Raw genomic sequence first — 25,012 nt, 5'->3', positions numbered from 1 at the left:
CCACCCAATCGCGATGGACGACGGTCTGCGTTTCGCAATCCGTGAAGGCGGCCGTACCGTTGGCGCGGGCGTTGTTGCTAAAGTTCTGGGCTAATTATACGTTTTAATTAACGTTTTAGTCTTAAAAACCCCGAATTTATTTCGGGGTTTTTTTATTTTTACTACATGCAAATTTAAATAAATATAAGTAGATATTATTCATTTTTATTTTGCTGGTAAGATGAGTATGCTTATTTCTTAAAGCGGCTTTTGTTAGATAAACTTATTTGAATTTGATTCCTGTGGTCATTACCTTATGGGCTGCTACATCATTATGTAATAACCCAATGGATTAAAAACAACAGGAATGTTTAAAATGAAATTAAATCTCGCAACGAAAGCTTTATTTTTCATGGGGCTGACATGTGCTGCGCTGCCTGCATTCGCGATCGAAGCATGGAGCGGTCAGGAAGGTGGCAGTACTTATGAAGTTATTTTCGATGGCGGTGTGTATAAGAATGCATGGTGGGTAGGCGCCTCAGATTGCCCGGGCAATGCTGCTAACGATCAGGCAAATAACCCCTGGCGTTTTGAACGCAACGCGACCGCCGCTGAAATGAATAAATACGGTAATCCTGTTACCTGTGAAACCAGTGGTGGTACGGTAACCTATCCAGCCTATGATAATAGCGTTGCTTATAAAGCGGGTGACGTTGTTAGCTATAACAATGCAACGTATAAAACCTCAATTGCGCAAAGTGCATATGGTTTTGTTCCGGGCCAAGATAATCCATGGGAAGCTTATGCGCCTGTTTCGCAGTGGTCATCTTCCACCGTTTATAATAAAGGCGATAAAGTTCAGAAAAACGGTCAGGAATATGAAGCTCTGTTTTATACCGTAGGAGACGACCCTTCGCTTGCCGCTAACCAGAACCCGACCGGTTCAAACGGCCGTCCCTGGAAACCACTGGGTGCCGTTACCACATACACTCAGGATCAGCTGAACAAGGCGCCGGTTTATAATTCCTCAACCCTATATGAAAGCGGTACGCTGATTCGCTACAACGGTGGGAATTACGTCTCGCAGGCCAAAGTACAGAAAGTCTCCCCATCGGATACCAACCCGTGGCGTGTCTTTATCGACTGGACAGGCACCAAAGAAAAAGTCGGTACGCCAAAATCAGCATGGCCAGCTCACGTCTATGCCCCGTATGTCGACTTTACCCTGAACGCCCAGCCAGACCTGGCAAGCCTTGCTCAGAACCAGGGCGTTAATCACTTTACGATGGCCTTCGTGGTGAGTAAGGATGCCCAAACCTGTCTGCCAACCTGGGGTACGGCCTATAACATTAACGACTATGCGCAGTACAGCAAGATTAAAGCGCTGCGTGAAGTGGGCGGTGACGTGATGGTTTCCATTGGTGGCGCAAACAATGCGCCGCTGGCGGCATCCTGTAAGAATATCGACGATCTGAAGCAGCACTACTACGACATCGTAGACAACCTGAACCTGAACGTTCTGGACTTCGACATTGAAGGTACCTGGGTTGCCGATCATGAATCCATCAACCGCCGTAACGAAGCAGTGAAAGCCGTGCAGGATACCTGGAAGTCAGAAGGCCGCAAGGTCGGTATCTGGTATACCCTGCCCATTTTGCCAACCGGTCTGACCGCTGAAGGTCTTTACGTGCTGGAAGATGCAAAAGCCAAAGGTGTGGAGCTGGCGGGCGTTAACGTGATGGCGATGGACTATGGCAACAGCATCTGTCAGTCCGATGGCACTGAAGGCCAGAACATACATGGCAAGTGCGCAACCTCGGCCATTGAAAACCTGTTCAGCCAGCTGAAGCAGATCTTCACTGAGAAGAGCAATGCTGAAATCAATGCGATGATGGGCACCACCCCAATGATCGGCTATAACGATGTTCAGGGTGAAGTGTTCTATATGTCTGATGCGAACCTGGTGATGCAGGATGCCACAGAGCGTGGTCTGGGCATGATTGGTATCTGGTCTATGATGCGCGACCAGCCGGGTGTGCCGAAGCAGGTTTCTCCTGAGCACAGCGGTCTGACCGAGCAGCAGGCGTCTAAGTATGCTTTCAGTGAGGTGTTTGCGCCGTTTACGAAGGCTGGAAATGACGTGTCTGATGGCGTTGTTTCTTTTGAACCTATTGATGATGCAAATGAGAAAAACGTCTGGTTGACTCTGACTCAGGAGGCATTTAAGACACGTAAATTCGTTGCTTATCATAATGGAAAATATATGGGGCACTCTGAAAAAGGTGCAACTTATTACAGTCAGCGCTGGGCATCGAACAATGGCCTTAATGAAGTAATAAAACTTCATTACTATTACAAGCCGCAGGTCGGGGATAAGATTAAGTTGGTTGAAGATATCAATGGTAATGAGAAAGAGCTAAAAACCATTATTCTCACTCAGGATATGCTGAAGTAACATCCTGATTATCATAAACTTAAAGCTCTAATTTCGTGAAGCTAACCCCGGGGTATTCCAGCAGGAAACCCGGGGTTATTTTTTTCTCAGGCAGAATTGCAGTGAGAACAATAATCATTTATGCTGAGGGTGTTGATGGTTCGGGAGTGCATATGTACATCTGTTTGTGTAACGGCGTTAGTGATAAAAAAATCCGTCAGGCTGTGCGCCAGTTTCAGCCACAATCCTTTCAACAATTACGCAAGTTTATTCCCATTGGAAATCAATGTGGTAAATGTGTTCGTGCTGCACGGGAAGTTATGCAAGACGAGTTAATGCAAATGCCGGAATTTAAAGAGATCGCCTGAACGACGCTCTTTTTTTTGACATCTCCGTAGCCCCATCTACGCTCTAAGTGTGGAAGCGGAGGGACTATATAATGAAAGGTGATGTTAAAATCATAAGTTATCTCAATAAATTATTGGGAAATGAGCTTGTCGCAATTAACCAGTATTTTCTCCATGCGAGAATGTTCAAAAACTGGGGTCTTAAGCGTCTGAATGACGTTGAATATCATGAATCTATCGACGAGATGAAGCACGCCGATAAATATATTGAGCGTATCCTTTTCCTCGAAGGTATCCCAAATCTGCAGGATCTTGGCAAACTGGGCATTGGTGAAGATGTCGAAGAGATGCTGCGTTCCGACCTCAGGCTGGAACTTGAAGGTGCTAAAGATCTCCGGGAAGCTATCGCCTATGCCGACAGCATTCATGATTACGTGAGTCGTGACATGATGATTGAGATTCTGGCAGATGAAGAGGGCCATATCGACTGGCTGGAGACCGAGTTAGATCTTATCCAGAAACTGGGTATCCAGAACTATCTGCAGGCGCAAATTCGCGAAGAAGAGTAACGATTACAGGAAGGTGTTACACCTTCCTGTTTTACTTACAGGGTTAGCCAGCAGAAGTAACCCCAGCCGCTCAACGCGAGCGCAGGACCGAAAGGGAGGGTGCCCGTGAACTGTCTGTTTTTGAACCACAACACCAGTCCACATAAAATCCCAATTACGGACGCCACATAAAGGATTACCGACAGACTTTGCCACCCGGTCCAGGCCCCGGCCGCCGCCAGCAGTTTGAAATCGCCGTAGCCGATCCCCTCTTTGTGCCATATCAGCCAGACGATCCAGTAAAGCAGCCACAGGCTGAGGTAGCCCGCCACGGCACCCAGAACGGCATCTTCACAGGGAATGAGACCTGTCATAAGGTTAAACAGCAATCCAAGCCACAATAAGGGCAGGGTCAGTTTATCGGGCAGTAATAAGTGCTGCGCATCGATGACGCTAAGCGCCAGCGCGAACCAGAAGTAGAGTAAAAGAGCTGAAACAAGCATCAGATTATCAGGGTGAAGGGCGTAGCAGAGAGGGGCCATAACCGCGCAACTCGCTTCGAGCAACGGGTAACGCCCGGAGACAGCGTGTCCACAATGTCGGCATTTTCCCTTCAGACGCAGCCAGCTGAAGAGGGGAATATTGTCATGCCACACCAGAGGTATGCGACAGTGGCAGCAGTGTGACGCCGGCCACCAAAAATTTAAGCGGGAAGCGGCGTCGTCAGCGTTGGTCTGTTGCGCGATCATTATCGGTAGCCGCCAGGTGACCATCCCCATGGTGCTGCCTGCCAGTAAGCCAATAACCAGAAAGAGCAGGGCAAGCATACTATCCATTTCGCTTCACCCCGATGGTCAGACGCGTGAGAATAATCGAATCCGCTTTTTGGGGACTGGCATGGAATTCCAGGTCCACAACGCGCAGGCCGTAACTGAGCTGTATCTCCTCGAGCCAGCGCATGAAGTTCTCCATTTCCATGTCGGTGGCGAAGACGCTCAACTCACCTGCATTTCCCTGCTGTACCGTCGCGACCAGATTCGCTTTTTTGAGGCTATTTCTGATGAGATCGCCCGGTTTTCCTGGCGGTTTTTTTTCGGGTAAAAGGCCCGCAGCGGTAACCTGTTTGCTGAACCATGCCGCATCGTTACGTAAACGCTCACAACGCGACTGTAGTATATTAATTGTCTGGTCGAGTGGCTGATAGAGGCCAAACCAGAAAAGTATTATCAGGCTACATGCTCCCAGCGTCATGATGAGCCGTTGCTCATTGAGCGGTTTTTGTCTGAAACTGTTCAGCGCAGATTTAATCATTGCGTAACGTCCACTTTCCCTGTTCGTGTTTGTCGATCGTCAAAGAAAATCCTAAGGTGTTCTCTTTGATAAATTGCTGTATCTGGTTTTCCCCAGTGGCATAAAGAAAAAGTCGCAGGGATTTTTGCTGCGGGTTATAGCTCACCCCCTCGAGCGCGATGTCGGGGAAACGGGCCAGACTGGACTGCAGACGAAGCAGAAGCGTTAACGGGGCGGGTAAACGCTGCCGTAACTGTTCTGGCAGATAGGCTCGCAGATTATTGCTGTGCCGGTTCTCGGGAATGTAGCGTTGCCACTGTTGAGTCATATTGTCCTTCAGCTGTATTTCCCGCTGCTGAAGTTGCCACCAGGAGAATAGATGAGTCAGTAGCGCGACTGCCGCTGTCAGAACAACACAGCAGAGGGCGATACGTTTCAGGCGCGATGTCCAGGGGGAAAACGCCACTGGGGGACGAACGCTGTCATGCAGTAGATTTGCGGTCTCCCTTTGTGGATAAAGCGACATGATGTGGCATTCCGGTTTTCCTGACGCGTTTGCACAGGGCCCGGACAACTCGCCGTAGTGTGTAAGCTGTCGGGGAGTGAAGTGCTGCAGGAGGTGAGTTAACCAGGCGCCTGTCAGGCGCGAAACGTAACTTTCGTGCGTCCTGACAAGCCAGGTGTCATCCTCTTTCAGTACCGCCCAGCCGTTTTCCACGTTGGGTAAACAGAGCGCATCCAGCGTTGCATGCGTCACGTTTAATCCGCAGGCACTGAGCGCAGCGAGTTCTTCCTCCAGCCACACTTTCTCCACCCCGACAACAGTGAGCGTCGTTCCTGCGCGTGACAGTAAGGTCCAGTGGAGAGCGGGAGCATCCTCATCGAGCGTTTCATCGGCCAGCCAGTGCAACTGCCGATCGGACAGGACGTCCTTTTCATCGAGAACGGTCAGTGTGCGGCAGGTTGCCTTCTCAACCGGAATGAGCAGATGCGTTACCCGGGATGCAGAAATCCCTGAAAGCTCAGGGAGCTTTTCGCGTGGCAGGGAGTGAATTTCTCCATGACCGCCGCCGTCAAAAAGGGTCCATTCCACCGGCAACGTTGGCTCGCTGTTCAGGCGGATGAGCAGCCGGGCAGTGTCAGGTGGCGTTTTACTCGTCATGTTCGCCGTCCGTAAGCTGGCGCAGATAGATGCCAATGGTTTTCTTCTTGTCGTCATAATAAAAAAAGGTTTTCATCCCTGAGCTCAGTTCGCCTTCTCGTGCGCTCGACGTGGTCACAAAATAATGGCTGGTGACGGTCAGGTATTTTTTTAGCGTGTCCACACGTGCTTTGGCCGCGCTGTGATCCTGTTGGGCCTGATAAAGAAAGGCATCGACCGTTTTCCAGCCTTCCCGGGGGCGTTTTTTGAGTAAGGTTTTTGCATCCGACGTGCTGATATCGTTCAGAAAAAGGGCTGCCAGCAGCGGGGCCTGCGCTTCGGTGAGGGTATTGATGTTGATGTTTAACTCGTTGCTGAAGGCAGTACAGACAAAAGGCGCGAGTTTCTGCCAGAGGGGGCTCGTCATCCCTTTGAGCGTGCGGATCTCCGCCGGTAAAAAGATCATTTGGTTTGCCGTCAGGGAGTGAATGCCGTTTTGCAGGTAATATTCATCTTCGGCCCCTTTCAGCCGGGGGGAGGTGTCGGCGTCGATGTAATCTGCAGTGGACTGGATTATCTCTTCAGCGCGGTTTTTTTCCGCGCCCAGCTGATCCAGCAGCGCCTGAAACACGCTGATTTCGTAGGGAGGCGTAGCCATGCCTTCAACGGGAGCGTTTTCCAGGGCATTGAGATTGAAGCACTGTTGTCGATCCTCCGTACGCCAGCTGACGGTGGTATCCGCGTCCAGATCGGCCTTGCCGTTTAACCTTTCATCATCATGCTTTAACACGCCAGCGGTGGCTTCCCCTTCGGCATAAAGCAGGGCATATTTTGCCTGCACGCTGGCGTTGGTACGCCGGCTACGCTGAAGCTGGGTCTGGAAGCTAAGGGTCATTTCAGCCGCGAGCGCCGCCATCAGCGCAAGAATCATCAACACAATCAACAGCGCAGCGCCTTTCTGAGGATTCATTTTTTATCCTCACGGCGCTGGCCGGTTTGCTGTTTCTCCGGAACCCATCCAGGCAAAATAAAAACACGACGAACGCTTTCACGGTTTTCGCGCTCCAGCGTAATGGCAACGGTGGCTGACGCCGTATTGCCCTCGCCAGCGAGCAGTACAGAGGCAAAACGGGTGATATTCGTCAGCAGGGCACGCGCGGGCTTGTCCTCTTTTCCGTCAGGAGAGTAGCGCACAGCACGATACAAGGTCCCGTCCAGGACGTACCAGTGTACGGTCGTGAGTACGAAAGCGGCTTCGAAAGGGGTGGTCGTGTCCCGCATCTGGGTGCTGAAGAGCAACTCATCGGTTCCACTTGCAAAGGTCTGGTGAGTCTGGCGATTTTTGCGCGGGACGTATTGCATCAGATCATTTTCCAGCAGCAGAAGGGTGTACTGCAGGGCATGAAAATCACTGGCCAGCTTTTGGGCGCGCTGATGTTGCTCAGATGCCTGAGAAAAGACCATTGAGGCGAGGAAGCTGAGGACCGAGAAAATCGCGATAGCCAGCATGACTTCCAGAAGCGTAAAGCCTCTCTGATGATTAGTCATGTTTCGCCTCTTGCTTCTCTTGTACCGGGCTCCAGGCATAAAGCTTCACCGTTTTACCCCGGGAGGATGTCACGGTAATGTAGTTCAGGGCGGCAGAGGGTACGCCGGTGAGCGTCCAGGTAAAGGCGTTTCCCTGCTGGGAGGACTCTCCTTGCTCCGTGGCGGAAAGGACGGCGTGCATTTTGATTAACTGATTATCCGCCACCCACAGCGCAAGCGTCTCCTGCTCCAGGGTCTCCAGAGCGGAGAGTTGCCACTGCATGCTGGTGACTAACGCCGTTACCGCCGAGGCAAAGATGGCCATGGCCAGTAACACCTCAAGCAGGAGCATTCCACTTTGCGCTTTCATTGCGCCACCTTTAGCGGAGTGATATCCAGCGGCAGAGAGCCCGTGCAGCGCACATACAACAATTTTTCACCGTTTGCACTTCTGAATAACAGCGTGAAGGGCGTTATCTGGCCATCAGACAGAACGATAATCTGCGGTGTATCGCCCTGTGGCAAGGGGGTAAGCTCGGGCCGCGCTGGGCCATCCCATGCTGCCTGAAGCGGCAAGTTATCGTCACGCTGGATTGCCTCCCACTGCCAGCCAGTATGTGCGCGTTTCTGTGGAACGTAGAGTAACCACCCTTCTTCAGACACCAGCAGGGCAACCGCATGTTTTTCCAGCAGCGCCAGATCGGCAGCATACTCAACGGTTTGTCTGAACATGTCGACACGCTGACGTAGCTTTCCGCTCACGCTTAAACGTTCATTTTGCATGGCCGTCACGCCTGCGACGGCCGCCGCGAGAATGACAATCACCAGCATCACCTCCAGCAAGGTAAATCCCTTTTCCTGAGCCATGTTCAGCGCGATTTTTTGTCGTTATCCCAGTTGTTAATGTCATCCGCCGTACCGATTTCACCATCCGGACCGGTTGAGCTGATATCGATTGCACCATGTTCGCCCGGGCTTATCAGGACATACTCATTGCCCCACGGATCCGCGGGAAGACGGCGAATATAACCTTCGGGATTGTAATTTTCCGCGAGCGGCGCGAGCGTCGGGGCCACAACCAGTGCGTCCAGACCCTGGTCTGTTGTGGGGTAACGATGGTTATCCAGCTTGTACATATCCAGCGCATTTTCGAGAGCGACTATGTCGCTGACCGCTTTTTGCCGGTCCGCACGATCTTTGTTGCCCATCAGATTGGGCACCACCAGGCTCGCCAGCACGCCCAGAATGACAATGACCACCATAAGCTCCATCAGGGTAAAACCGCGTTGCGTTTTAAACGTTTGTCTTTCCATAGCCTTTCCTCAGTTCATCAATGAGTTGAGTTGTAAAATGGGTTGCATGACCGCCACCACGATAAACAGAACGATGGCGGCCATGACGACAATCAGCGCCGGTTCAAAAATCGCCAGCGTCAGGGTGATGCGGTTCTGTAAGCGGACGTCCTGGTTATCCGCTGCCCGTTGCATGAGTTCTCCGAGCTGGCCGCTTTTTTCCCCGGAGGCGATCATGTACAGCATCATGGGCGGGAAAATGGCGGTTTTCTCAAGAGACTGGCTCACACTGTTTCCCTGGCGTACGCGCTCGGCGGCGTCACTCAGTCGCTGCCGTATCTCTTGGTTACCCACGCCTTCCGCTGAAAGTGACATCCCCTGCAGCAACGGCACGCCGCTGACGTTGAGGATGCTGAGGGCGCGTAAGTACCGGGCGCTGTCGATAGCGCAGACCAGTGGTGCAGTAGCGCGAAAGTGAATCAGCAGACGATGAAAGCGGTGGCGGTTGCCTTCCCGCTTCAGCCAGTATGAAAACAGGCCACCACCCACAAAGAGCAGACCTAATATCCCCGGACCGTAGACCGACAAAAAGTCGCTGATCGCGAGCAGTATCCGGGTCGTAAGCGGCAGTTCGTGTTTGAGATGAATAAACTGTGCCGCGACGTTGGGCACGACGGCGGTGAGTAAAATCACCACCACCACAATGGCGACGATGGTCAGCAGGGAGGGGTAGATCAGCGCCTGCATCAGTTTGTTATGCATTCGCTGGCGAGCTTCATTAAAATCAGCCAGCCTTTCCAGCACGGCGCCAGCCTTGCCAACCGCTTCACCTGCTTTTACCAGCGTGCAATAGACCGTATCAAAGACCCGGGGGTGCTGTTGCATTGCGCTGGAGAGTGACTGTCCTTCAAGCACTGCCTGACGAAGCGAGCCGATCACACCGATAAGATTCTTGTTCTCTTTCTGCTGCTGAATCGCGGCGAGTGCCTCATCCAGCGGCAGAGCCGCAGCCATCAACGTGGCAAGCTGACGCGTAAAAAGTGTCAATTCGCCATGACTCACCCGTGCCGGGGACCATCGTAATGTCAGCTTGCGCCGCTGCTGTTTGATGGACTGCGGCAACAGGGACTGGCTGCGCAGCTGGGCGACCAACTCCCGCTCGGAGCCAGCATCACTCACGCCAGTATGGCGATCCCCTCTGGGGTCTGTGGCTACCCAGCGAAATTTCATTTACCCTGCTCCGCTGATATCTGCCCATCGGACGTAACGCGCAGCACCTCCTGCAGTGAGGTCAACCCTTGTGCGGCTGCTCGCAATCCGTTTGCCAGTAAACTGCGATGGTTCTGGCGCTGGAGCTGTTCAAGCTGTTGCTCGTTGACCTCTGCGTGTACGGCCTGGCGAATTTCAGGCGTCATCACGAAGAGTTCATGAATAGCCAGGCGGCCCTGATAGCCGCTCTGACGGCAGGCCGGGCACCCAGCGGCTTGCCAGAGCTGCGTCGCGGTGATCCCCTCAGCAACGAGTAGTTGATGTTGTCGAGCGGTGAGGGGATGCGGTGTTTTGCACTGATGACACAGCCGCCTGACCAGGCGCTGTGCGATCACGCCGACAAGCGATGAGGAGAGCAGGAAAGATTCCGTGCCCATATCCCGCAGGCGGGTCACCGCACCGCTGGCGCTGTTGGTATGGAGGGTTGAAAGAACAAGGTGCCCGGTCAGTGAGGCCTGGACCGCAATCTGAGCCGTTTCAGCATCGCGGATCTCTCCGACCATCACCACGTCAGGGTCCTGACGTAAAATTGCGCGTAATCCGCGGGCAAAAGACATATCCACGCGGCTATTTACCTGTGTCTGACCGATGCCTTCCAGCTCGTACTCAATTGGGTCTTCGACGGTAAGTACGTTACGTTCCGGACTATTGAGGGCGGAGAGAAGGGCATACAGCGTGGTACTTTTCCCGGAACCGGTGGGGCCTGTGACCAGAATAATGCCGTGCGGCAGGGCGATAAGGTGCCGGAGATCGCGCATGTCCTCTTCAGACATATCCAGCTTATCAATAGAGAGCCGCAGACTGCTTTTATCCAGCAGACGTAAAACAACCCGTTCGCCGTGCTGCGAGGGCAGCGTAGAGACACGAACATCCACGTTGCGATGACCAATTTTTAAGGTGATACGGCCGTCCTGAGGCAGTCTCTTTTCGGCAATATCCAGTTTGGCCATAATTTTGATACGGGAGATGAGCAGCGCGGCCAGTTTTTTATTGGGTTGAACCACCGGACGCAGTACACCGTCCACCCGAAAGCGGATACTCATCGTTGTTTCAAAGACTTCAATATGAATATCCGACGCGTGCTCCTTAAGCGCTTCGCTAAGCACCGCATTAATCAGCCGGATCACTGGCGCGTCGGACTGCTCGTTGAGCAGGTCTTCATTCGTGGGGATCTCATCGGAAAGCGCACTCAGATCGTCCGAATTATTCATATCTTCGGCAATAAGCTGGGCTGAACCACCAGAGGGTTGATAGAGCTGCTCCAGCTTTTCCGTAAACTGCTGCGAAGCGAGCCGGGTAAACTGCGTGCAGTCGCGGGCCACGGAGGCAACCTCAAGCATATGCTCAAGCGTGGTGCTGGTCGTGTAGAACAGTTCCTGCTGCTGAATGGCAATGCCATAGCGTTGTGCTTTTTTCCAGGCAAGCGGGCTCACTTCGCCTCAGCTCCGCTGAAAGGGTTTTTAGCGGCAGGCATCGCGGGCGTGTTATTAAACGCCCGGTCATCCAGCGCGTCGATATCATCCACATTAATGAGTTTGCCGCTGCGCTGGTCGCTTCTCTCTTTCTGCATCTCTTTGAAACCCGTGTATTTATCCCGTGACAGCGAGCGATACACCTCGTCATCCCGGATAATGGTCGGGCGGATAAAGACCATCAGATTGCGTTTGCTTTTTTCATTTGAGGTGTAACGGAAAAGTTGCCCAATCAGGGGAATGTCACCCAGCAGAGGGACTTTGGAGACTTCCTGTTTACTTGCGTCATCCATTAAACCGCCAAGCACGACGGTTTCACCGCTCTTCACCAGTACGGCATTCTGAATGGTGCGGGTATTGAATGTCGGCCCAAGTGATGAGGAGGTGGCAGACGTGTCGACGCTGGATACCTCTTGCTCGATCTCCATCAGCACCGAATCGCCCTCATTAATCTGCGGGGTGACTTTCAGCTTGGTGCCAACTGTTTTACGTTCGACGGTGCTGTAAATATTATCGCCAGAGGTGGTCTGGGAGCCGGAAAGTACGGGAACATCCTGGCCCACGTTAAACGCGGCTTCTTTGTTATCGAGGGTGACGATGCTGGGTGTCGAGAGAATATCGTTTTTGTTGTCGGTATTCAGAGCTGTCAGCAGCACGCCCCAGTCGCCATTAAAGAAGCCTGCCGCGAGACCGTTATAATTTTTAAAGAGGTCGTATGCCGGATTGTCGCTGGTAATACCGCCCTGAGCTTTAAATTCGCTGATGCCTTGTGCGGCGTTAAAGATAGGGAGACCGGTTTTGGTAAACTGCTGAGCGCCCACGTTTTTATTAGCCCACTGCACGCCCAGATTCAGCCCTTTGCCGTCCTGCACTTCTACGATGATGGCTTCAACCAGCACCTGCGCCCGTCGGATGTCCAGTTTCGCGATGACCTCATCCAGTTGCTGAAGAATCCCCTGGTCGGCAGTGACCACCAGGGAGTTCGTCTGTTCGTCGGCAGTAATGGATATACCATTGCCGCTGCTGCTGGTGGTTTTCGCGGCGCCGTTTTTCTCCTCGGTCAATTTTTGTGTGACACCCGTCAGGACCTCGACAAGTTTGTCCGCCTTGGCATATTTCAGATACCAGACGCGTGTATTGCCTTGCCCCTGCTCTTGCGTGTCGAGACGCGAAATGAGCTGTTGGATCCGCGCCCGTGCGCGGTCTGAACCGCTGATAATGATGGCATTCGTTCTTTTGTCGGCAACGACTCGCGTCTGGAGTGTGGCAGGTTGGGCCTCTTTTCCGCTCTCGCGCGCCAGGTCATTGAGCACGTCGGCCAGATCGCTGGCCGAGGCGTATTTCAGCGGGATGACCTGCTCTTTTTTATCGCCCATCACATCGACACGTTTAACGACTTCCAGCAGGCGATTAACGGTTGATGCCTTGCCGGTGATGATCAGCGTGTTTGAGGGTTCATAATGCACAACGTTACCCACGTTCCCGCCATCCAGCATCTGACGCAGCAGCGGGGATAACGCCCGTGCGGGAACATTTTCCAGCGAAACGATACGCGTCACCAGTTCATCCCCTCTGCCGGGCATGGATCCATTCGTGAGTTTTCCCGGCAGGGTCTTCGCTTTTTCAGAACGAACCACTTTCAGTAAGCCATTATCAAGGCTTATAAGTGAAAAGCCATACAGGTCGAGGACGCTCAGGAAAAACTGGTAATATTCCTCTTCATTAAATGTATCTGCACTTCGGACGGAAATCGTCGCTTTAACGTCGGGGTCAATAAGAATGGTTTTCCCCATGTTTTGGCCCACAATGCTGACAAAGGTTCGAATATCCGCCTCATTAAAGTTTGCGGTGAAGTCAGCGGGATATCCGGGGTTCGCGGCGAAGGCGAGCAGAAAGAGCAGTGAAAGGGCACTCTTTTTCCGGACAGAGGGCATCCTTACCATTTAATTTTCCTTTCCTTCCTGGAACTGCTGAACGGAAACATTAATCACCAGAGGCAATGATTTCCGTATCAGAGTGAATTGAACGCGCTGAAGATGGTTCAGTGCGTCCTGCGCTTTTGCGATGTTCTCCCGCTTCGTCAGTGAAATCTTATTCAGCTGAACGGCGATATCGCCGGGTTCAAGGGAGGCATGTGCGAATGATGCGGCATTCTTCCGGGGTAACAGACGTAATCCGCGCAAGGCATAGTTATCTTCTACGGGACTGGCCTGGATATACTCCGACAAGGCAATGTCCGTCTGAGCCTCATAGTCAGAGATCGGTTCGGTGGGCGCGTCAGACAAACTCAGTTCTGAAAGCAGCGTGAGCTGCTGTTCGTGCCCGCCGGAGGAGAAAGTGACCTGATTTTGAGAGATCGCTTTGATACGAACGGTATTCGCTGATTTAAGCGTCTCATTAACCGAATAGACATTCTGTTCTCCTGCCTCCTGCAGGATCGCTCGGGAGGTTAATTTATCCGAGCTGTGAATAATACCGCGTAAACGGATATCAGGTAGCCGGAACGCCTCTTTTCTTGTTGTCTGTTCCATTTTAATCGTGTCTGACGCGGTTGATGATAATTTCCATTTATACTTATCTGTTGGTGTATTTGCTAAATTTATATCTTTAATCTTTTGTGGTGTTGAATGATTTTCAGACCAGAGAAGATATCCGGTATTTATGCAAGTTAACATCGTTATAATACATATCAATATAATGCCACCGCACAGAATGCGATAAAGAGGAACGTTGGTTAAAGCTCTAAATATAGCCGCCATGAATTTATCATTTAGTATGACTAAAAAATACAATCTGTTTATTGTTAAGGAGGGCGATAATATAATTCAGCTGAGTTAGCAGCAAGTCTTTTGCCGCAAGCTTTCACTCTTTAGGAAAAAGATATTATACAGGGATGTCATTATTCATGGACGGATTCAATGCTATTTATACTACCCGGCATCGTCTGTTACGGAGCGCCCTTATTTCAACGCTGAACAACGAACCGTGGCTAATACTGCACGGCGCAAAGGGGGCGGGGAAAAGCTTACTTGCGCAGGGGATTGTCGCCGCGTGGGCGCATCGTGCTCTGACGCTAGGGCTACTCACCCGTAAAGGATACCAGCAGGAATGGATAGTGCTGGCGGATACCCAAATCGAGGGCAGCTTAACCGGGCGGGTATTCTCCTTTGGGGCGCTCTGGAGTGGACTGTCTGGCGTAATGGGGGAGATGAAGGAGGACACACCGCTGTTTGTGCTGGAAGATGGCCAGCGCGCCGGTAACAGGCTGGTGTCAACGGTTCAGGATTTTATCGCCATCATGCCAAACGCCCGATTGTTATTAACCGGGACATTTGGACACCGTCTGCAGCGCCGCCTGCGGAAATTGCACCCGGTATGGTTCGAGATACCTTTCCCGGACAAGGAGGATTGCCGGGAGGTCATTGCTGCTCATGCTGATATCGAACCTGAGGAGTCGGGTGTACTGGCGGAGCGTTTCGTCAGAGAGGTTATGCGTCGCTGTCGCGGCAATCTCCATCTTGTCGCCCGGACAGGGGAATTTATTCGTCGTAATAAAGAAGAGCAGGCTGCTGTCCCGCCGGCGCTACAGCAAGCCGCCTTGCGCTATTTACCCGCGACGCACCATCCTCGCCGGACTTGCCTGGCGTTAATCGTCGTGGCGGTGCTGTGTGGGGCCGCAGGCCGGTATTTTTCTCATCCTCTGTCCCGCTGGCTGCCGGAGCCAGAAAGCCTGCTGTCCGTCGTGTTATCCCGGCCCGCCTCTCCTCCCCTGACATTGACATCAGAGATTATGTCTACCAGTGAATCGCTCGCGTTACTTTATCGTGTTTGGGGTTATGAGGTAGACAACGGTGAAGCATGGTGCGATCAGGCGTACCGGGGCGGGATGGCCTGTCTCTCCGGCAATGACACTCTCGAGACGCTGCAGTACCAGGGCCTTCCCTGGATAGCCACACTGAAAATGGAGACTCTCCTTTTGCCGGTGGTGGTCATCGGAGGAGGGGATAAGACGTTTACCGTGCTTTCCGGCAGTCACACGTGGATTGTTGATAAGACCTGGTTTAGCACGGTATGGACGGGAAGCTCGACGCGGATGTGGAAACCCTCGCCGGAGGGTAATGCGAGCATAACAAGGAAAAGCAGTCCCGACGATATTGTCTGGCTCGATACGATGCTGAGCCGTCTGTTAAACGTTGAAGCAGAGGGGACAGGAGAGTGGAGTCCGCTGTTAGCTGAAAAAGTGCGTCAGTTTCAGACCCAACACAAGATTAAAGCGGATGGTGTGATGGGGCAACTCTCGCTTATTCGTCTCTGGCAGGCGCTGGGGGAGAGTCCGACGCTAGCTCAGGATGAGAGCAAGAGATGAGTGACAAAAAAGAAGTGTATCCGTGCGGAGGCGACATGTTTATCCGCCCAGACATGCCGGTGACCTTTTGGCGTTGCGTTTGGGGAGGCTTTCTCTGGCTAACGTACGGCACTGGCTGCGTTTTGACGGGCTATTATATTAGCAGCGGGTTTTCTCTGCCGTCTCGCGCAGAGACCGCTCCTCAAGCCTATTACCTGTCAGATGCACACTATGTCTATAAGAAACGCCCCTTGCCCGTACCCGAAGAAGAGGGCGAAGAGACGGTCTTTGAAGAGCGTGTTGATGAGACGCCAGCGACGCCAGAGGAACCTGAAATCAACGCCGATCTCCGAGCCCGGGTAAAGCAGGCGATGGCTGATATCGACCGTCAATAAACGGTCTCGTCTAAAGGTTGGTTAATATCGACACAGTCGGCTTGCATTACGTCCGTAAATACGTATAATGCGCGGGCTTGTCGTAATTGACGGCTGGTTCGATATGAACCTGAGTAGCTCATTTTGTTACTCAACAATGCTCCCAATTGGGGAGCTACGTAAGAACGGTTACACTCTCCCATCAATCGTAATGGGTTTGAGGAGTAATCATTTTCGTTTATAAAATAATTGGAGCTCTGGTCTCATGCAGAACCAAAGAATCCGTATCCGCCTTAAAGCGTTTGATCATCGTCTGATCGATCAATCAACCGCGGAAATCGTCGAGACTGCTAAGCGCACTGGTGCGCAAGTCCGTGGTCCGATCCCGCTGCCGACCCGCAAAGAGCGCTTCACCGTTCTGATCTCCCCGCACGTTAACAAAGACGCGCGCGATCAGTACGAAATCCGCACTCACAAGCGTCTGGTTGACATCGTTGAGCCAACTGAGAAAACCGTTGATGCTCTGATGCGTCTGGATCTGGCTGCCGGTGTAGACGTGCAGATCAGCCTGGGTTAATCAGGTCATCGAGCGATTGAGAGGTTGAAACAATGATTGGTTTAGTCGGTAAAAAAGTGGGTATGACCCGCATCTTCACTGAAGATGGCGTTTCTATCCCAGTAACCGTAATCGAAGTTGAAGCAAACCGCGTTACTCAGGTTAAAGATCTGGCTAACGATGGCTACCGCGCTATTCAGGTTACCACTGGTGCTAAAAAAGCTAACCGTGTAACCAAACCAGAAGCGGGTCACTTCGCTAAAGCTGGCGTAGAAGCTGGCCGTGGTCTGTGGGAATTCCGTCTTGCTGAAGGCGAAGAGTTCACCGTAGGTCAGGACATTAGCGTTGAGCTGTTTGCTGACGTTAAAAAAGTTGACGTAACCGGTACCTCTAAAGGTAAAGGTTTTGCTGGTACCGTTAAGCGCTGGAACTTCCGTACCCAGGACGCTACTCACGGTAACTCCTTGTCTCACCGCGTTCCGGGTTCTATCGGTCAGAACCAGACTCCGGGCAAAGTGTTCAAAGGCAAGAAAATGGCAGGTCAGCTGGGCAACGAACGTGTAACCGTTCAGAGCCTGGACGTAGTACGTGTTGACGCTGAGCGCAACCTGCTGCTGGTTAAAGGTGCGGTCCCGGGTGCAACCGGTAGCGACCTGATCGTTAAACCAGCTGTGAAGGCGTAAGGGGATAGCAATGGAATTAGTATTGAAAGACGCGCAGAGCGCGCTGACTGTTTCCGAAACTACCTTCGGTCGTGATTTCAACGAAGCGCTGGTTCACCAGGTTGTTGTTGCTTATGCAGCTGGTGCTCGTCAGGGTACTCGTGCTCAGAAGACTCGTGCTGAAGTAACTGGTTCTGGCAAAAAGCCATGGCGCCAGAAAGGTACCGGCCGTGCGCGTTCAGGTTCTATCAAGAGCCCGATCTGGCGTTCAGGTGGCGTGACCTTCGCTGCGCGTCCACAGGACCACAGTCAAAAAGTTAACAAAAAGATGTACCGCGGCGCGCTGAAAAGCATCCTGTCCGAACTGGTACGTCAGGATCGTCTGATCGTTGTCGAGAAGTTCTCTGTAGAAGCGCCTAAAACTAAGCTGCTGGCACAGAAACTGAAAGACATGGCTCTGGAAGATGTGCTGATCATCACCGGTGAGCTGGACGAGAACCTGTTCCTGGCCGCACGTAACCTGCACAAGGTTGACGTACGCGATGCGACTGGTATCGACCCGGTTAGCCTGATCGCCTTCGACAAAGTCGTAATGACTGCTGATGCTGTTAAGCAAGTTGAGGAGATGCTGGCATGATTCGTGAAGAACGTCTGCTGAAGGTGCTTCGCGCACCGCACGTTTCTGAAAAAGCGTCTACTGCGATGGAAAAAACAAACACCATCGTTCTCAAAGTTGCTAAAGACGCGACCAAAGCAGAGATCAAAGCTGCTGTGCAGAAACTGTTTGAAGTCGAAGTCGAAGTCGTTAACACCCTGGTAGTTAAAGGGAAAGTTAAACGTCACGGACAGCGTATCGGTCGTCGTAGCGACTGGAAAAAAGCTTACGTCACCCTGAAAGAAGGCCAGAATCTGGACTTCGTTGGCGGCGCTGAGTAAGTCGGAGGAGTAATACAATGGCAGTTGTTAAATGTAAACCGACATCTCCGGGTCGTCGCCACGTAGTTAAAGTGGTTAACCCTGAGCTGCACAAGGGCAAACCTTTTGCTCCGTTGCTGGAAAAAAACAGCAAATCCGGTGGTCGTAACAACAATGGCCGTATCACCACTCGTCACATCGGTGGTGGCCACAAGCAGGCTTATCGTATTGTTGACTTCAAACGCAACAAAGACGGTATCCCAGCAGTTGTTGAACGTCTTGAGTACGATCCGAACCGTTCCGCGAACATCGCGCTGGTTCTGTACAAAGACGGCGAACGCCGTTACATCCTGGCCCCTAAAGGCCTGAAAGCTGGCGACCAGATTCAGTCTGGCGTTGATGCTGCAATCAAAGCAGGCAACACCCTGCCGATGCGCAATATCCCGGTTGGTTCTACCGTTCATAACGTAGAAATGAAACCAGGTAAAGGCGGTCAGCTGGCGCGTTCCGCGGGTACTTACGTTCAGATCGTTGCGCGTGACGGTGCTTATGTCACCCTGCGTCTGCGTTCTGGTGAAATGCGTAAAGTCGAAGCAGACTGCCGCGCTACTCTGGGCGAAGTTGGCAATGCTGAGCATATGCTGCGCGTTCTGGGTAAAGCAGGTGCTGCACGCTGGCGTGGTGTTCGTCCTACCGTTCGCGGTACTGCGATGAACCCAGTCGACCACCCACATGGTGGTGGTGAAGGTCGTAACTTTGGTAAGCACCCGGTATCTCCGTGGGGCGTTCAGACCAAAGGTAAGAAGACCCGCAGCAACAAGCGTACTGATAAATTTATCGTACGTCGCCGTAGCAAATAATTTTAGAGGATAAGCCATGCCACGTTCTCTCAAGAAAGGTCCTTTTATTGACCTGCACTTGCTGAAGAAGGTAGAGAAAGCGGTGGAAAGCGGAGACAAGAAGCCCCTGCGCACTTGGTCCCGTCGTTCAACGATCTTTCCTAACATGATCGGTTTGACCATCGCTGTCCATAATGGTCGTCAGCACGTTCCAGTCTTTGTTACCGACGAAATGGTTGGTCACAAACTGGGTGAATTCGCACCGACTCGTACTTATCGCGGCCACGCTGCTGATAAAAAAGCGAAGAAGAAATAAGGTAGGAGGAAGAGATGGAAACTTTAGCTCAACATCGCCATGCTCGTTCTTCTGCTCAGAAGGTTCGCCTTGTTGCTGACCTGATTCGCGGTAAGAAAGTGTCGCAGGCCCTGGACATCCTGACCTATACCAACAAGAAAGCTGCAGTATTGGTCAAGAAAGTACTGGAATCTGCCATTGCTAACGCTGAACACAACGATGGCGCTGACATCGACGATCTGAAAGTTGCGAAAATTTTCGTAGATGAAGGCCCAAGCATGAAGCGCATTATGCCGCGTGCGAAAGGTCGTGCAGATCGCATCCTGAAGCGCACCAGCCACATTACTGTGGTTGTGTCCGATCGCTGAGACTCTGGAGACTAGCAATGGGTCAGAAAGTACATCCTAATGGTATTCGCCTGGGTATTGTAAAACCATGGAACTCTACCTGGTTTGCGAACACCAAAGAATTCGCTGACAACCTGGACAGCGATTTTAAAGTACGTCAGTACCTGACTAAGGAACTGGCTAAAGCGTCTGTATCTCGTATCGTTATCGAGCGTCCAGCTAAGAGCATCCGTGTGACTATTCACACTGCTCGTCCTGGCATCGTTATCGGTAAGAAAGGCGAAGACGTAGAAAAACTGCGCAAGGTCGTAGCGGATATCGCTGGCGTTCCTGCACAGATCAATATCGCTGAAGTTCGTAAGCCTGAACTGGACGCTAAATTGGTTGCTGACAGCATCACTTCTCAGCTGGAACGTCGTGTTATGTTCCGTCGTGCTATGAAGCGTGCTGTACAGAACGCAATGCGTCTGGGCGCTAAAGGTATCAAAGTTGAAGTTAGCGGCCGTCTGGGCGGCGCGGAAATCGCACGTACCGAATGGTACCGTGAAGGTCGCGTACCGTTGCACACTCTGCGTGCTGACATCGACTACAACACCTCTGAAGCGCACACCACTTACGGTGTAATCGGCGTTAAGGTATGGATCTTCAAAGGTGAGATCCTGGGTGGTATGGCTGCTGTTGAACAACCGGAAAAACCGGCTGCTCAACCTAAAAAGCAGCAGCGTAAAGGCCGTAAATAAGGAGCGTCGCTGATGTTACAACCAAAGCGTACAAAATTCCGTAAAGTGCACAAAGGCCGCAACCGTGGTCTGGCGCAGGGTACGGATGTTAGCTTCGGCACTTTCGGTCTGAAAGCTGTTGGCCGTGGTCGTCTGACTGCACGTCAGATCGAAGCAGCACGTCGTGCAATGACCCGTGCAGTTAAGCGTCAAGGTAAGATCTGGATCCGTGTATTCCCGGACAAACCGATCACCGAGAAGCCGCTGGAAGTTCGTATGGGTAAAGGTAAAGGTAACGTGGAGTACTGGGTTGCCTTGATCCAACCGGGCAAAGTCCTGTATGAAATGGACGGTGTTCCGGAAGAGCTGGCCCGTGAAGCCTTCGGCCTGGCAGCAGCGAAACTGCCTATCAAAACCACCTTTGTAACTAAGACGGTGATGTAATGAAAGCAAAAGAGCTGCGTGAAAAGAGCGTTGAAGAGCTGAACGCTGAGCTGCTGAACCTGCTGCGTGAGCAGTTCAACCTGCGTATGCAGGCTGCAAGTGGCCAGCTGCAACAGACTCACCTGCTGAAGCAAGTGCGTCGCAATGTTGCACGCGTTAAGACTTTACTGACTGAGAAGGCGGGTGCGTAATGACCGATAAAATCCGTACTCTGCAAGGTCGTGTTGTTAGCGACAAAATGGAGAAATCCATCGTTGTTGCTATCGAACGCATTGTGAAACACCCGATCTACGGTAAATTCATCAAGCGTACGACCAAACTGCACGTACATGACGAGAACAACGAATGTGGTATCGGCGACAAGGTTGAAATCCGTGAATGCCGTCCACTGTCCAAGACTAAGTCCTGGACGCTGGTTCGCGTTGTAGAGAAAGCGGTTCTGTAATACAGTACGCGTTCTCAATACGAATAAACGGCTCAGCGATGAGCCGTTTATTTTTTCTACCCATATTGCAGAAGCGGTGTTATAATGCCGCGCCCTCGATATGGGGCTTTTTAACGGCTCTGATTTTAGAGTCTCAGGTAGTAGTTGACATTAGCGGAGCACTAAAATGATCCAAGAACAGACTATGCTGAACGTCGCCGACAACTCCGGTGCACGTCGCGTAATGTGTATCAAGGTTCTGGGTGGCTCGCACCGTCGCTACGCAGGCGTAGGCGACATCATCAAGATCACCATCAAGGAAGCAATTCCACGTGGTAAGGTCAAAAAAGGTGATGTGCTGAAGGCGGTAGTGGTGCGCACCAAGAAGGGTGTTCGTCGCCCTGACGGTTCTGTCATTCGCTTCGATGGTAATGCATGCGTTATTTTAAACAATAACAGCGAGCAGCCTATCGGCACGCGTATCTTTGGGCCGGTAACTCGTGAACTTCGTACTGAGAAGTTCATGAAAATTATCTCTCTGGCACCAGAAGTACTCTAAGGAGCGAATCATGGCAGCGAAAATCCGTCGTGATGACGAAGTTATCGTGTTAACCGGTAAAGATAAAGGTAAACGCGGTAAAGTGAAAAATGTTCTGTCTTCCGGCAAACTCGTCGTTGAAGGTATCAACCTGGTTAAGAAACATCAGAAGCCGGTTCCGGCCCTGAACCAACCAGGCGGCATCGTTGAAAAAGAAGCTGCTATTCAGGTTTCTAACGTTGCAATCTTCAATGCGGCTACCGGCAAGGCTGACCGTGTAGGCTTTAGATTCGAAGACGGTAAAAAAGTCCGTTTCTTCAAGTCTAACAGCGAAACTATCAAGTAATTTGGAGTAGTACGATGGCGAAACTGCATGATTACTACAAAGACGAAGTAGTTAAGAAACTCATGACTGAGTTTAACTACAATTCTGTCATGCAAGTCCCTCGGGTCGAGAAGATCACCCTGAACATGGGTGTTGGTGAAGCGATCGCTGACAAGAAACTGCTGGATAACGCAGCAGCTGACCTGACAGCAATCTCCGGTCAAAAACCGCTGATCACCAAAGCACGCAAATCAGTTGCAGGCTTCAAAATCCGTCAGGGCTATCCGATCGGCTGTAAAGTAACTCTGCGTGGCGAACGCATGTGGGAGTTCTTTGAGCGCCTGATCACTATTGCTGTTCCACGTATCCGTGACTTCCGTGGCTTGTCCGCTAAGTCTTTCGACGGTCGTGGTAACTACAGCATGGGTGTCCGTGAGCAGATCATCTTCCCAGAAATCGACTACGATAAAGTCGACCGCGTGCGTGGTTTGGATATTACCATTACCACTACTGCGAAATCTGATGAAGAAGGCCGTGCTCTGCTGGCTGCCTTTGACTTCCCGTTCCGCAAGTAAGGTAGGGTTACTGAATGGCTAAGCAATCAATGAAAGCACGCGAAGTAAAGCGCGTAGCTTTAGCTGATAAATTCTTCGCTAAACGCGCTGAACTGAAAGCGATCATTTCTGATGTGAACGCTTCCGACGAAGATCGTTGGAATGCGGTTCTCAAGCTGCAGTCTCTGCCGCGTGATTCCAGCCCGTCTCGTCAGCGTAACCGCTGTCGTCAAACAGGTCGTCCACATGGTTATGTGGGCAAGTTTGGGTTGAGCCGTATCAAACTGCGTGAAGCCGCTATGCGCGGTGAAGTGCCAGGCTTGAAAAAGGCTAGCTGGTAATTACCAATTGAATCACGGGAGTAAAGACAGATGAGCATGCAAGATCCGATCGCGGATATGCTGACCCGTATCCGTAACGGTCAGGCCGCGAACAAAGTTGCGGTCACCATGCCTTCCGCCAAGCTGAAAGTGGCAATTGCCAACGTGCTGAAGGAAGAAGGTTTTATCGAAGATTTTAAAGTTGAAGGCGACACCAAGCCGGAACTGGAACTTACTCTCAAGTATTTCCAGGGTAAAGCTGTTGTAGAAAGCATTCAGCGTGTCAGCCGCCCAGGCCTGCGCATCTATAAGAAAAAAGATGAGCTGCCAAAAGTTATGGCTGGTCTTGGTATCGCAGTTGTTTCTACCTCTAAAGGTGTTATGACTGATCGTGCAGCGCGCCAGGCTGGTCTTGGTGGCGAAATTATCTGCTACGTAGCCTAATCGGAGGAAAGAATGTCTCGTGTTGCTAAAGCACCGGTCGTTATTCCTGCCGGCGTTGATGTAAAAATCGACGGTCAGGTTATTACGATCAAAGGTAAAAACGGCGAGCTGACTCGTACCCTCAACAAAGCTGTTGAAGTTAAACATGCAGATAACGCTCTGACCTTCGGTCCACGTGATGGTTTCGTGGATGGTTGGGCTCAGGCTGGTACCGCGCGTGCCCTGCTGAACTCAATGGTTGTTGGTGTTACCGAAGGCTTCACTAAAAAGCTTCAGCTGGTTGGTGTAGGTTATCGTGCAGCTATCAAAGGGAATGCAGTAGGCCTGTCTCTGGGCTTCTCACACCCTGTTGAGCATCCGCTGCCGGCCGGTATCACTGCAGAATGCCCGACTCAAACTGAAATCGTGCTGAAAGGCGCTGATAAACAGCTGATCGGTCAGGTTGCAGCAGATCTGCGCGCCTACCGTCGTCCTGAGCCTTACAAAGGCAAGGGTGTTCGTTACGCCGACGAAGTCGTGCGTACCAAAGAGGCTAAGAAGAAGTAAGGTAACACTATGGATAAGAAATCTGCTCGTATCCGTCGTGCGACCCGCGCACGCCGCAAGCTCAAAGAGCTGGGTGCAACTCGCCTGGTGGTACATCGTACCCCGCGTCATATTTACGCACAGGTAATTGCTCCGAACGGTTCTGAAGTTCTGGTAGCTGCTTCTACTGTAGAAAAAGCTATCTCAGAACAATTGAAGTACACCGGTAACAAAGACGCCGCTGCAGCTGTAGGTAAAGCTGTTGCTGAACGCGCTCTGGAAAAAGGCATCAGCAATGTTTCCTTTGACCGTTCCGGGTTCCAATATCATGGTCGTGTCCAGGCACTGGCAGATGCTGCCCGTGAAGCTGGCCTTCAGTTCTAAGGTAGAGGTGTAAGATGGCTCACATCGAAAAACAGGCTGGCGAACTGCAGGAAAAGCTGATCGCGGTAAACCGCGTATCTAAAACCGTTAAAGGTGGTCGTATTTTCTCCTTCACAGCTCTGACTGTAGTAGGCGATGGTAACGGTCGCGTTGGTTTTGGTTACGGTAAAGCGCGTGAAGTTCCAGCAGCGATCCAGAAAGCGATGGAAAAAGCCCGTCGCAACATGATTAACGTCGCGCTGAACAACGGCACCCTGCAGCACCCTGTAAAAGGTGTTCACACGGGTTCTCGTGTATTCATGCAGCCAGCTTCAGAAGGTACCGGTATCATCGCCGGTGGTGCAATGCGCGCCGTTCTGGAAGTTGCTGGGGTTCATAACGTTCTGGCTAAAGCATATGGTTCCACCAACCCGATCAACGTGGTTCGTGCAACTATTGATGGCCTGGAAAATATGAATTCTCCAGAAATGGTCGCTGCCAAGCGTGGTAAATCCGTTGAAGAAATTCTGGGGTAATTGACCATGGCAAAGACTATTAAAATCACTCAAACCCGCAGTGCAATCGGTCGTCTGCCGAAACACAAGGCAACGCTGCTTGGCCTGGGTCTGCGTCGTATTGGTCATACCGTTGAGCGCGAGGATACTCCTGCTGTTCGTGGTATGGTCAACGCGGTTTACTTCATGGTTAAAGTTGAGGAGTAAGA

The 25,012-nt window shown here is 51.7% G+C and carries 38 protein-coding genes; 26 read left to right on the top strand and 12 right to left on the bottom strand.

Annotated features, from left to right (window positions below; all coding sequences use genetic code 11):
* The 4 genes from LDK53_RS13170 to bfr all read left to right on the top strand — a co-directional run.
* Positions 1-94, top strand: a 94-nt coding sequence (locus LDK53_RS13170; RefSeq protein ID WP_072098208.1) for an elongation factor Tu, incomplete at its 5' end; no start/stop codon positions are given.
* A 261-nt stretch (positions 95-355) separates the two neighbouring features.
* The gene (locus LDK53_RS13165; protein ID WP_318527754.1) at positions 356-2,434 is read left to right on the top strand and encodes a carbohydrate-binding protein; all 2,079 of its coding nucleotides are present in this window, start codon (positions 356-358) and stop codon (positions 2,432-2,434) included.
* Positions 2,435-2,586: 152 nt separating this feature from the next.
* A complete protein-coding gene (gene bfd / locus LDK53_RS13160; protein WP_025759243.1) occupies positions 2,587-2,781 on the top strand; it encodes a bacterioferritin-associated ferredoxin in 195 nt (64 codons plus the stop codon).
* Positions 2,782-2,852: 71 nt separating this feature from the next.
* Positions 2,853-3,329: a bacterioferritin gene (gene bfr / locus LDK53_RS13155; RefSeq protein ID WP_225287353.1), complete on the top strand. Its 477-nt coding sequence runs from the start codon at positions 2,853-2,855 to the stop codon at positions 3,327-3,329.
* Positions 3,330-3,364: 35 nt separating this feature from the next.
* Here the strand turns inward: bfr and LDK53_RS13150 are convergent, their stop codons facing one another.
* From LDK53_RS13150 to gspC, 12 genes are read right to left on the bottom strand one after another with little or no spacing between them, the layout of a single operon-like run.
* Positions 3,365-4,144, bottom strand: a complete 780-nt coding sequence (locus tag LDK53_RS13150) for an A24 family peptidase (protein ID WP_318527753.1) — start codon at positions 4,142-4,144, stop codon at positions 3,365-3,367.
* Positions 4,137-4,619: a type II secretion system protein GspM gene (gspM, locus tag LDK53_RS13145; RefSeq protein ID WP_225287352.1), complete on the bottom strand. Its 483-nt coding sequence runs from the start codon at positions 4,617-4,619 to the stop codon at positions 4,137-4,139. Before gspM ends, LDK53_RS13150 begins: the two co-directional genes overlap by 8 nt.
* Positions 4,612-5,760, bottom strand: coding sequence for a type II secretion system protein GspL (gene gspL, locus LDK53_RS13140; RefSeq protein ID WP_225287351.1), 1,149 nt, complete (start codon positions 5,758-5,760; stop codon positions 4,612-4,614). The genes gspM and gspL overlap by 8 nt, the downstream gene beginning before the upstream one ends.
* On the bottom strand, positions 5,750-6,709 hold the full coding sequence (gspK, locus tag LDK53_RS13135; protein ID WP_225287350.1) for a type II secretion system minor pseudopilin GspK: 960 nt from the start codon (positions 6,707-6,709) through the stop codon (positions 5,750-5,752). Before gspK ends, gspL begins: the two co-directional genes overlap by 11 nt.
* Entirely contained in the window at positions 6,706-7,287 is a 582-nt protein-coding gene (locus tag LDK53_RS13130) for a type II secretion system protein J (protein WP_072049161.1), read from the bottom strand. Before LDK53_RS13130 ends, gspK begins: the two co-directional genes overlap by 4 nt.
* The gene (gene gspI / locus LDK53_RS13125; protein WP_225287349.1) at positions 7,280-7,636 is read right to left on the bottom strand and encodes a type II secretion system minor pseudopilin GspI; all 357 of its coding nucleotides are present in this window, start codon (positions 7,634-7,636) and stop codon (positions 7,280-7,282) included. The genes LDK53_RS13130 and gspI overlap by 8 nt, the downstream gene beginning before the upstream one ends.
* Complete coding sequence (locus tag LDK53_RS13120; RefSeq protein WP_225287348.1) at positions 7,633-8,133, bottom strand: type II secretion system protein; 501 nt, start codon at positions 8,131-8,133, stop codon at positions 7,633-7,635. The genes gspI and LDK53_RS13120 overlap by 4 nt, the downstream gene beginning before the upstream one ends.
* Before the next feature lie 2 nt (positions 8,134-8,135).
* A complete protein-coding gene (gene gspG / locus LDK53_RS13115; RefSeq protein ID WP_025759232.1) occupies positions 8,136-8,579 on the bottom strand; it encodes a type II secretion system major pseudopilin GspG in 444 nt (147 codons plus the stop codon).
* Between the two features lie 9 nt (positions 8,580-8,588).
* Positions 8,589-9,788, bottom strand: a complete 1,200-nt coding sequence (gene gspF, locus LDK53_RS13110) for a type II secretion system inner membrane protein GspF (RefSeq protein WP_225287347.1) — start codon at positions 9,786-9,788, stop codon at positions 8,589-8,591.
* Positions 9,785-11,260: a type II secretion system ATPase GspE gene (gene gspE, locus LDK53_RS13105; protein ID WP_225287346.1), complete on the bottom strand. Its 1,476-nt coding sequence runs from the start codon at positions 11,258-11,260 to the stop codon at positions 9,785-9,787. Before gspE ends, gspF begins: the two co-directional genes overlap by 4 nt.
* Entirely contained in the window at positions 11,257-13,233 is a 1,977-nt protein-coding gene (gspD, locus tag LDK53_RS13100; RefSeq protein ID WP_225287354.1) for a type II secretion system secretin GspD, read from the bottom strand. The genes gspE and gspD overlap by 4 nt, the downstream gene beginning before the upstream one ends.
* 9 nt (positions 13,234-13,242) lie before the next feature.
* The gene (gspC, locus tag LDK53_RS13095; protein ID WP_225287345.1) at positions 13,243-14,058 is read right to left on the bottom strand and encodes a type II secretion system protein GspC; all 816 of its coding nucleotides are present in this window, start codon (positions 14,056-14,058) and stop codon (positions 13,243-13,245) included.
* 146 nt (positions 14,059-14,204) lie between these two features.
* Between gspC and LDK53_RS13090 the strand changes: the two genes are divergently transcribed.
* The 22 genes from LDK53_RS13090 (at position 14,205) to rpmD (ending at position 25,010) form a co-directional block, all read left to right on the top strand.
* Entirely contained in the window at positions 14,205-15,665 is a 1,461-nt protein-coding gene (locus LDK53_RS13090; protein ID WP_225287344.1) for a peptidoglycan-binding domain-containing protein, read from the top strand.
* A complete protein-coding gene (locus LDK53_RS13085) occupies positions 15,662-16,039 on the top strand; it encodes a hypothetical protein (protein ID WP_225287343.1) in 378 nt (125 codons plus the stop codon). Before LDK53_RS13090 ends, LDK53_RS13085 begins: the two co-directional genes overlap by 4 nt.
* A gap of 244 nt (positions 16,040-16,283) precedes the next feature.
* A complete protein-coding gene (gene rpsJ, locus LDK53_RS13080; protein ID WP_001181005.1) occupies positions 16,284-16,595 on the top strand; it encodes a 30S ribosomal protein S10 in 312 nt (103 codons plus the stop codon).
* 32 nt (positions 16,596-16,627) lie between these two features.
* A complete protein-coding gene (gene rplC, locus LDK53_RS13075; protein ID WP_003863274.1) occupies positions 16,628-17,257 on the top strand; it encodes a 50S ribosomal protein L3 in 630 nt (209 codons plus the stop codon).
* Positions 17,258-17,267: 10 nt separating this feature from the next.
* Positions 17,268-17,873: a 50S ribosomal protein L4 gene (rplD, locus tag LDK53_RS13070; protein ID WP_000424395.1), complete on the top strand. Its 606-nt coding sequence runs from the start codon at positions 17,268-17,270 to the stop codon at positions 17,871-17,873.
* Entirely contained in the window at positions 17,870-18,172 is a 303-nt protein-coding gene (rplW, locus tag LDK53_RS13065) for a 50S ribosomal protein L23 (protein ID WP_000617546.1), read from the top strand. Before rplD ends, rplW begins: the two co-directional genes overlap by 4 nt.
* Before the next feature lie 17 nt (positions 18,173-18,189).
* Positions 18,190-19,011, top strand: a complete 822-nt coding sequence (rplB, locus tag LDK53_RS13060; protein ID WP_008457150.1) for a 50S ribosomal protein L2 — start codon at positions 18,190-18,192, stop codon at positions 19,009-19,011.
* Between the two features lie 16 nt (positions 19,012-19,027).
* Positions 19,028-19,306 (top strand): 30S ribosomal protein S19, encoded by a 279-nt coding sequence (gene rpsS, locus LDK53_RS13055; protein WP_001138117.1) that lies wholly within the window; start codon positions 19,028-19,030, stop codon positions 19,304-19,306.
* A gap of 14 nt (positions 19,307-19,320) precedes the next feature.
* The gene (rplV, locus tag LDK53_RS13050; protein ID WP_002919773.1) at positions 19,321-19,653 is read left to right on the top strand and encodes a 50S ribosomal protein L22; all 333 of its coding nucleotides are present in this window, start codon (positions 19,321-19,323) and stop codon (positions 19,651-19,653) included.
* Positions 19,654-19,670: 17 nt separating this feature from the next.
* Entirely contained in the window at positions 19,671-20,372 is a 702-nt protein-coding gene (rpsC, locus tag LDK53_RS13045) for a 30S ribosomal protein S3 (RefSeq protein WP_000529945.1), read from the top strand.
* Between the two features lie 12 nt (positions 20,373-20,384).
* Positions 20,385-20,795 carry a 50S ribosomal protein L16 gene (rplP, locus tag LDK53_RS13040; protein ID WP_002919759.1) on the top strand — a complete coding sequence of 137 codons (411 nt, stop codon included), beginning with the start codon at positions 20,385-20,387 and terminating at the stop codon, positions 20,793-20,795.
* Entirely contained in the window at positions 20,795-20,986 is a 192-nt protein-coding gene (rpmC, locus tag LDK53_RS13035; protein ID WP_013099027.1) for a 50S ribosomal protein L29, read from the top strand. Before rplP ends, rpmC begins: the two co-directional genes overlap by 1 nt.
* Positions 20,986-21,240 carry a 30S ribosomal protein S17 gene (rpsQ, locus tag LDK53_RS13030; RefSeq protein WP_008503489.1) on the top strand — a complete coding sequence of 85 codons (255 nt, stop codon included), beginning with the start codon at positions 20,986-20,988 and terminating at the stop codon, positions 21,238-21,240. Before rpmC ends, rpsQ begins: the two co-directional genes overlap by 1 nt.
* A 166-nt stretch (positions 21,241-21,406) precedes the next feature.
* Complete coding sequence (rplN, locus tag LDK53_RS13025; RefSeq protein ID WP_002919748.1) at positions 21,407-21,778, top strand: 50S ribosomal protein L14; 372 nt, start codon at positions 21,407-21,409, stop codon at positions 21,776-21,778.
* A gap of 10 nt (positions 21,779-21,788) precedes the next feature.
* A complete protein-coding gene (gene rplX / locus LDK53_RS13020) occupies positions 21,789-22,103 on the top strand; it encodes a 50S ribosomal protein L24 (RefSeq protein ID WP_003863287.1) in 315 nt (104 codons plus the stop codon).
* 14 nt (positions 22,104-22,117) lie between these two features.
* Positions 22,118-22,657, top strand: a complete 540-nt coding sequence (gene rplE / locus LDK53_RS13015; protein ID WP_001096202.1) for a 50S ribosomal protein L5 — start codon at positions 22,118-22,120, stop codon at positions 22,655-22,657.
* Positions 22,658-22,671: 14 nt separating this feature from the next.
* Positions 22,672-22,977, top strand: coding sequence for a 30S ribosomal protein S14 (rpsN, locus tag LDK53_RS13010; RefSeq protein WP_003863291.1), 306 nt, complete (start codon positions 22,672-22,674; stop codon positions 22,975-22,977).
* A 30-nt stretch (positions 22,978-23,007) separates the two neighbouring features.
* Positions 23,008-23,400 (top strand): 30S ribosomal protein S8, encoded by a 393-nt coding sequence (gene rpsH / locus LDK53_RS13005; RefSeq protein WP_006178918.1) that lies wholly within the window; start codon positions 23,008-23,010, stop codon positions 23,398-23,400.
* A gap of 12 nt (positions 23,401-23,412) precedes the next feature.
* Complete coding sequence (gene rplF, locus LDK53_RS13000) at positions 23,413-23,946, top strand: 50S ribosomal protein L6 (RefSeq protein ID WP_003863296.1); 534 nt, start codon at positions 23,413-23,415, stop codon at positions 23,944-23,946.
* A 9-nt stretch (positions 23,947-23,955) separates the two neighbouring features.
* Positions 23,956-24,309 carry a 50S ribosomal protein L18 gene (gene rplR, locus LDK53_RS12995; protein WP_003863297.1) on the top strand — a complete coding sequence of 118 codons (354 nt, stop codon included), beginning with the start codon at positions 23,956-23,958 and terminating at the stop codon, positions 24,307-24,309.
* 14 nt (positions 24,310-24,323) lie between these two features.
* Entirely contained in the window at positions 24,324-24,824 is a 501-nt protein-coding gene (rpsE, locus tag LDK53_RS12990) for a 30S ribosomal protein S5 (protein ID WP_003863299.1), read from the top strand.
* Positions 24,825-24,830: 6 nt separating this feature from the next.
* Positions 24,831-25,010, top strand: a complete 180-nt coding sequence (rpmD, locus tag LDK53_RS12985; protein ID WP_003863301.1) for a 50S ribosomal protein L30 — start codon at positions 24,831-24,833, stop codon at positions 25,008-25,010.
* Positions 25,011-25,012: the final 2 nt, after the last annotated feature.

This window comes from Enterobacter sp. K16B (assembly GCF_020216105.1).
Lineage (GTDB): Bacteria > Pseudomonadota > Gammaproteobacteria > Enterobacterales > Enterobacteriaceae > Enterobacter > Enterobacter sichuanensis.
Note: the sequence above shows the minus strand (reverse complement) of the source record. Positions and strands in the feature narration are given on the sequence as shown.

Excerpts from the sequence above, each read along its gene's own strand:
- LDK53_RS13165 (WP_318527754.1), top strand. The coding sequence starts at position 356 with ATGAAATTAAATCTCGCAACGAAAGCTTTATTTTTCATGGGGCTGACA.
- bfd (WP_025759243.1), top strand. The coding sequence starts at position 2,587 with ATGTACATCTGTTTGTGTAACGGCGTTAGTGATAAAAAAATCCGTCAG.
- bfr (WP_225287353.1), top strand. The coding sequence starts at position 2,853 with ATGAAAGGTGATGTTAAAATCATAAGTTATCTCAATAAATTATTGGGA.
- LDK53_RS13150 (WP_318527753.1), bottom strand. The coding sequence starts at position 4,144 with ATGGATAGTATGCTTGCCCTGCTCTTTCTGGTTATTGGCTTACTGGCA.
- gspM (WP_225287352.1), bottom strand. The coding sequence starts at position 4,619 with ATGATTAAATCTGCGCTGAACAGTTTCAGACAAAAACCGCTCAATGAG.
- gspL (WP_225287351.1), bottom strand. The coding sequence starts at position 5,760 with ATGACGAGTAAAACGCCACCTGACACTGCCCGGCTGCTCATCCGCCTG.
- gspK (WP_225287350.1), bottom strand. The coding sequence starts at position 6,709 with ATGAATCCTCAGAAAGGCGCTGCGCTGTTGATTGTGTTGATGATTCTT.
- LDK53_RS13130 (WP_072049161.1), bottom strand. The coding sequence starts at position 7,287 with ATGACTAATCATCAGAGAGGCTTTACGCTTCTGGAAGTCATGCTGGCT.
- gspI (WP_225287349.1), bottom strand. The coding sequence starts at position 7,636 with ATGAAAGCGCAAAGTGGAATGCTCCTGCTTGAGGTGTTACTGGCCATG.
- LDK53_RS13120 (WP_225287348.1), bottom strand. The coding sequence starts at position 8,133 with ATGGCTCAGGAAAAGGGATTTACCTTGCTGGAGGTGATGCTGGTGATT.
- gspG (WP_025759232.1), bottom strand. The coding sequence starts at position 8,579 with ATGGAAAGACAAACGTTTAAAACGCAACGCGGTTTTACCCTGATGGAG.
- gspF (WP_225287347.1), bottom strand. The coding sequence starts at position 9,788 with ATGAAATTTCGCTGGGTAGCCACAGACCCCAGAGGGGATCGCCATACT.
- gspD (WP_225287354.1), bottom strand. The coding sequence starts at position 13,233 with ATGCCCTCTGTCCGGAAAAAGAGTGCCCTTTCACTGCTCTTTCTGCTC.
- gspC (WP_225287345.1), bottom strand. The coding sequence starts at position 14,058 with ATGGCGGCTATATTTAGAGCTTTAACCAACGTTCCTCTTTATCGCATT.
- LDK53_RS13090 (WP_225287344.1), top strand. The coding sequence starts at position 14,205 with ATGGACGGATTCAATGCTATTTATACTACCCGGCATCGTCTGTTACGG.
- LDK53_RS13085 (WP_225287343.1), top strand. The coding sequence starts at position 15,662 with ATGAGTGACAAAAAAGAAGTGTATCCGTGCGGAGGCGACATGTTTATC.
- rpsJ (WP_001181005.1), top strand. The coding sequence starts at position 16,284 with ATGCAGAACCAAAGAATCCGTATCCGCCTTAAAGCGTTTGATCATCGT.
- rplC (WP_003863274.1), top strand. The coding sequence starts at position 16,628 with ATGATTGGTTTAGTCGGTAAAAAAGTGGGTATGACCCGCATCTTCACT.
- rplD (WP_000424395.1), top strand. The coding sequence starts at position 17,268 with ATGGAATTAGTATTGAAAGACGCGCAGAGCGCGCTGACTGTTTCCGAA.
- rplW (WP_000617546.1), top strand. The coding sequence starts at position 17,870 with ATGATTCGTGAAGAACGTCTGCTGAAGGTGCTTCGCGCACCGCACGTT.
- rplB (WP_008457150.1), top strand. The coding sequence starts at position 18,190 with ATGGCAGTTGTTAAATGTAAACCGACATCTCCGGGTCGTCGCCACGTA.
- rpsS (WP_001138117.1), top strand. The coding sequence starts at position 19,028 with ATGCCACGTTCTCTCAAGAAAGGTCCTTTTATTGACCTGCACTTGCTG.
- rplV (WP_002919773.1), top strand. The coding sequence starts at position 19,321 with ATGGAAACTTTAGCTCAACATCGCCATGCTCGTTCTTCTGCTCAGAAG.
- rpsC (WP_000529945.1), top strand. The coding sequence starts at position 19,671 with ATGGGTCAGAAAGTACATCCTAATGGTATTCGCCTGGGTATTGTAAAA.
- rplP (WP_002919759.1), top strand. The coding sequence starts at position 20,385 with ATGTTACAACCAAAGCGTACAAAATTCCGTAAAGTGCACAAAGGCCGC.
- rpmC (WP_013099027.1), top strand. The coding sequence starts at position 20,795 with ATGAAAGCAAAAGAGCTGCGTGAAAAGAGCGTTGAAGAGCTGAACGCT.
- rpsQ (WP_008503489.1), top strand. The coding sequence starts at position 20,986 with ATGACCGATAAAATCCGTACTCTGCAAGGTCGTGTTGTTAGCGACAAA.
- rplN (WP_002919748.1), top strand. The coding sequence starts at position 21,407 with ATGATCCAAGAACAGACTATGCTGAACGTCGCCGACAACTCCGGTGCA.
- rplX (WP_003863287.1), top strand. The coding sequence starts at position 21,789 with ATGGCAGCGAAAATCCGTCGTGATGACGAAGTTATCGTGTTAACCGGT.
- rplE (WP_001096202.1), top strand. The coding sequence starts at position 22,118 with ATGGCGAAACTGCATGATTACTACAAAGACGAAGTAGTTAAGAAACTC.
- rpsN (WP_003863291.1), top strand. The coding sequence starts at position 22,672 with ATGGCTAAGCAATCAATGAAAGCACGCGAAGTAAAGCGCGTAGCTTTA.
- rpsH (WP_006178918.1), top strand. The coding sequence starts at position 23,008 with ATGAGCATGCAAGATCCGATCGCGGATATGCTGACCCGTATCCGTAAC.
- rplF (WP_003863296.1), top strand. The coding sequence starts at position 23,413 with ATGTCTCGTGTTGCTAAAGCACCGGTCGTTATTCCTGCCGGCGTTGAT.
- rplR (WP_003863297.1), top strand. The coding sequence starts at position 23,956 with ATGGATAAGAAATCTGCTCGTATCCGTCGTGCGACCCGCGCACGCCGC.
- rpsE (WP_003863299.1), top strand. The coding sequence starts at position 24,324 with ATGGCTCACATCGAAAAACAGGCTGGCGAACTGCAGGAAAAGCTGATC.
- rpmD (WP_003863301.1), top strand. The coding sequence starts at position 24,831 with ATGGCAAAGACTATTAAAATCACTCAAACCCGCAGTGCAATCGGTCGT.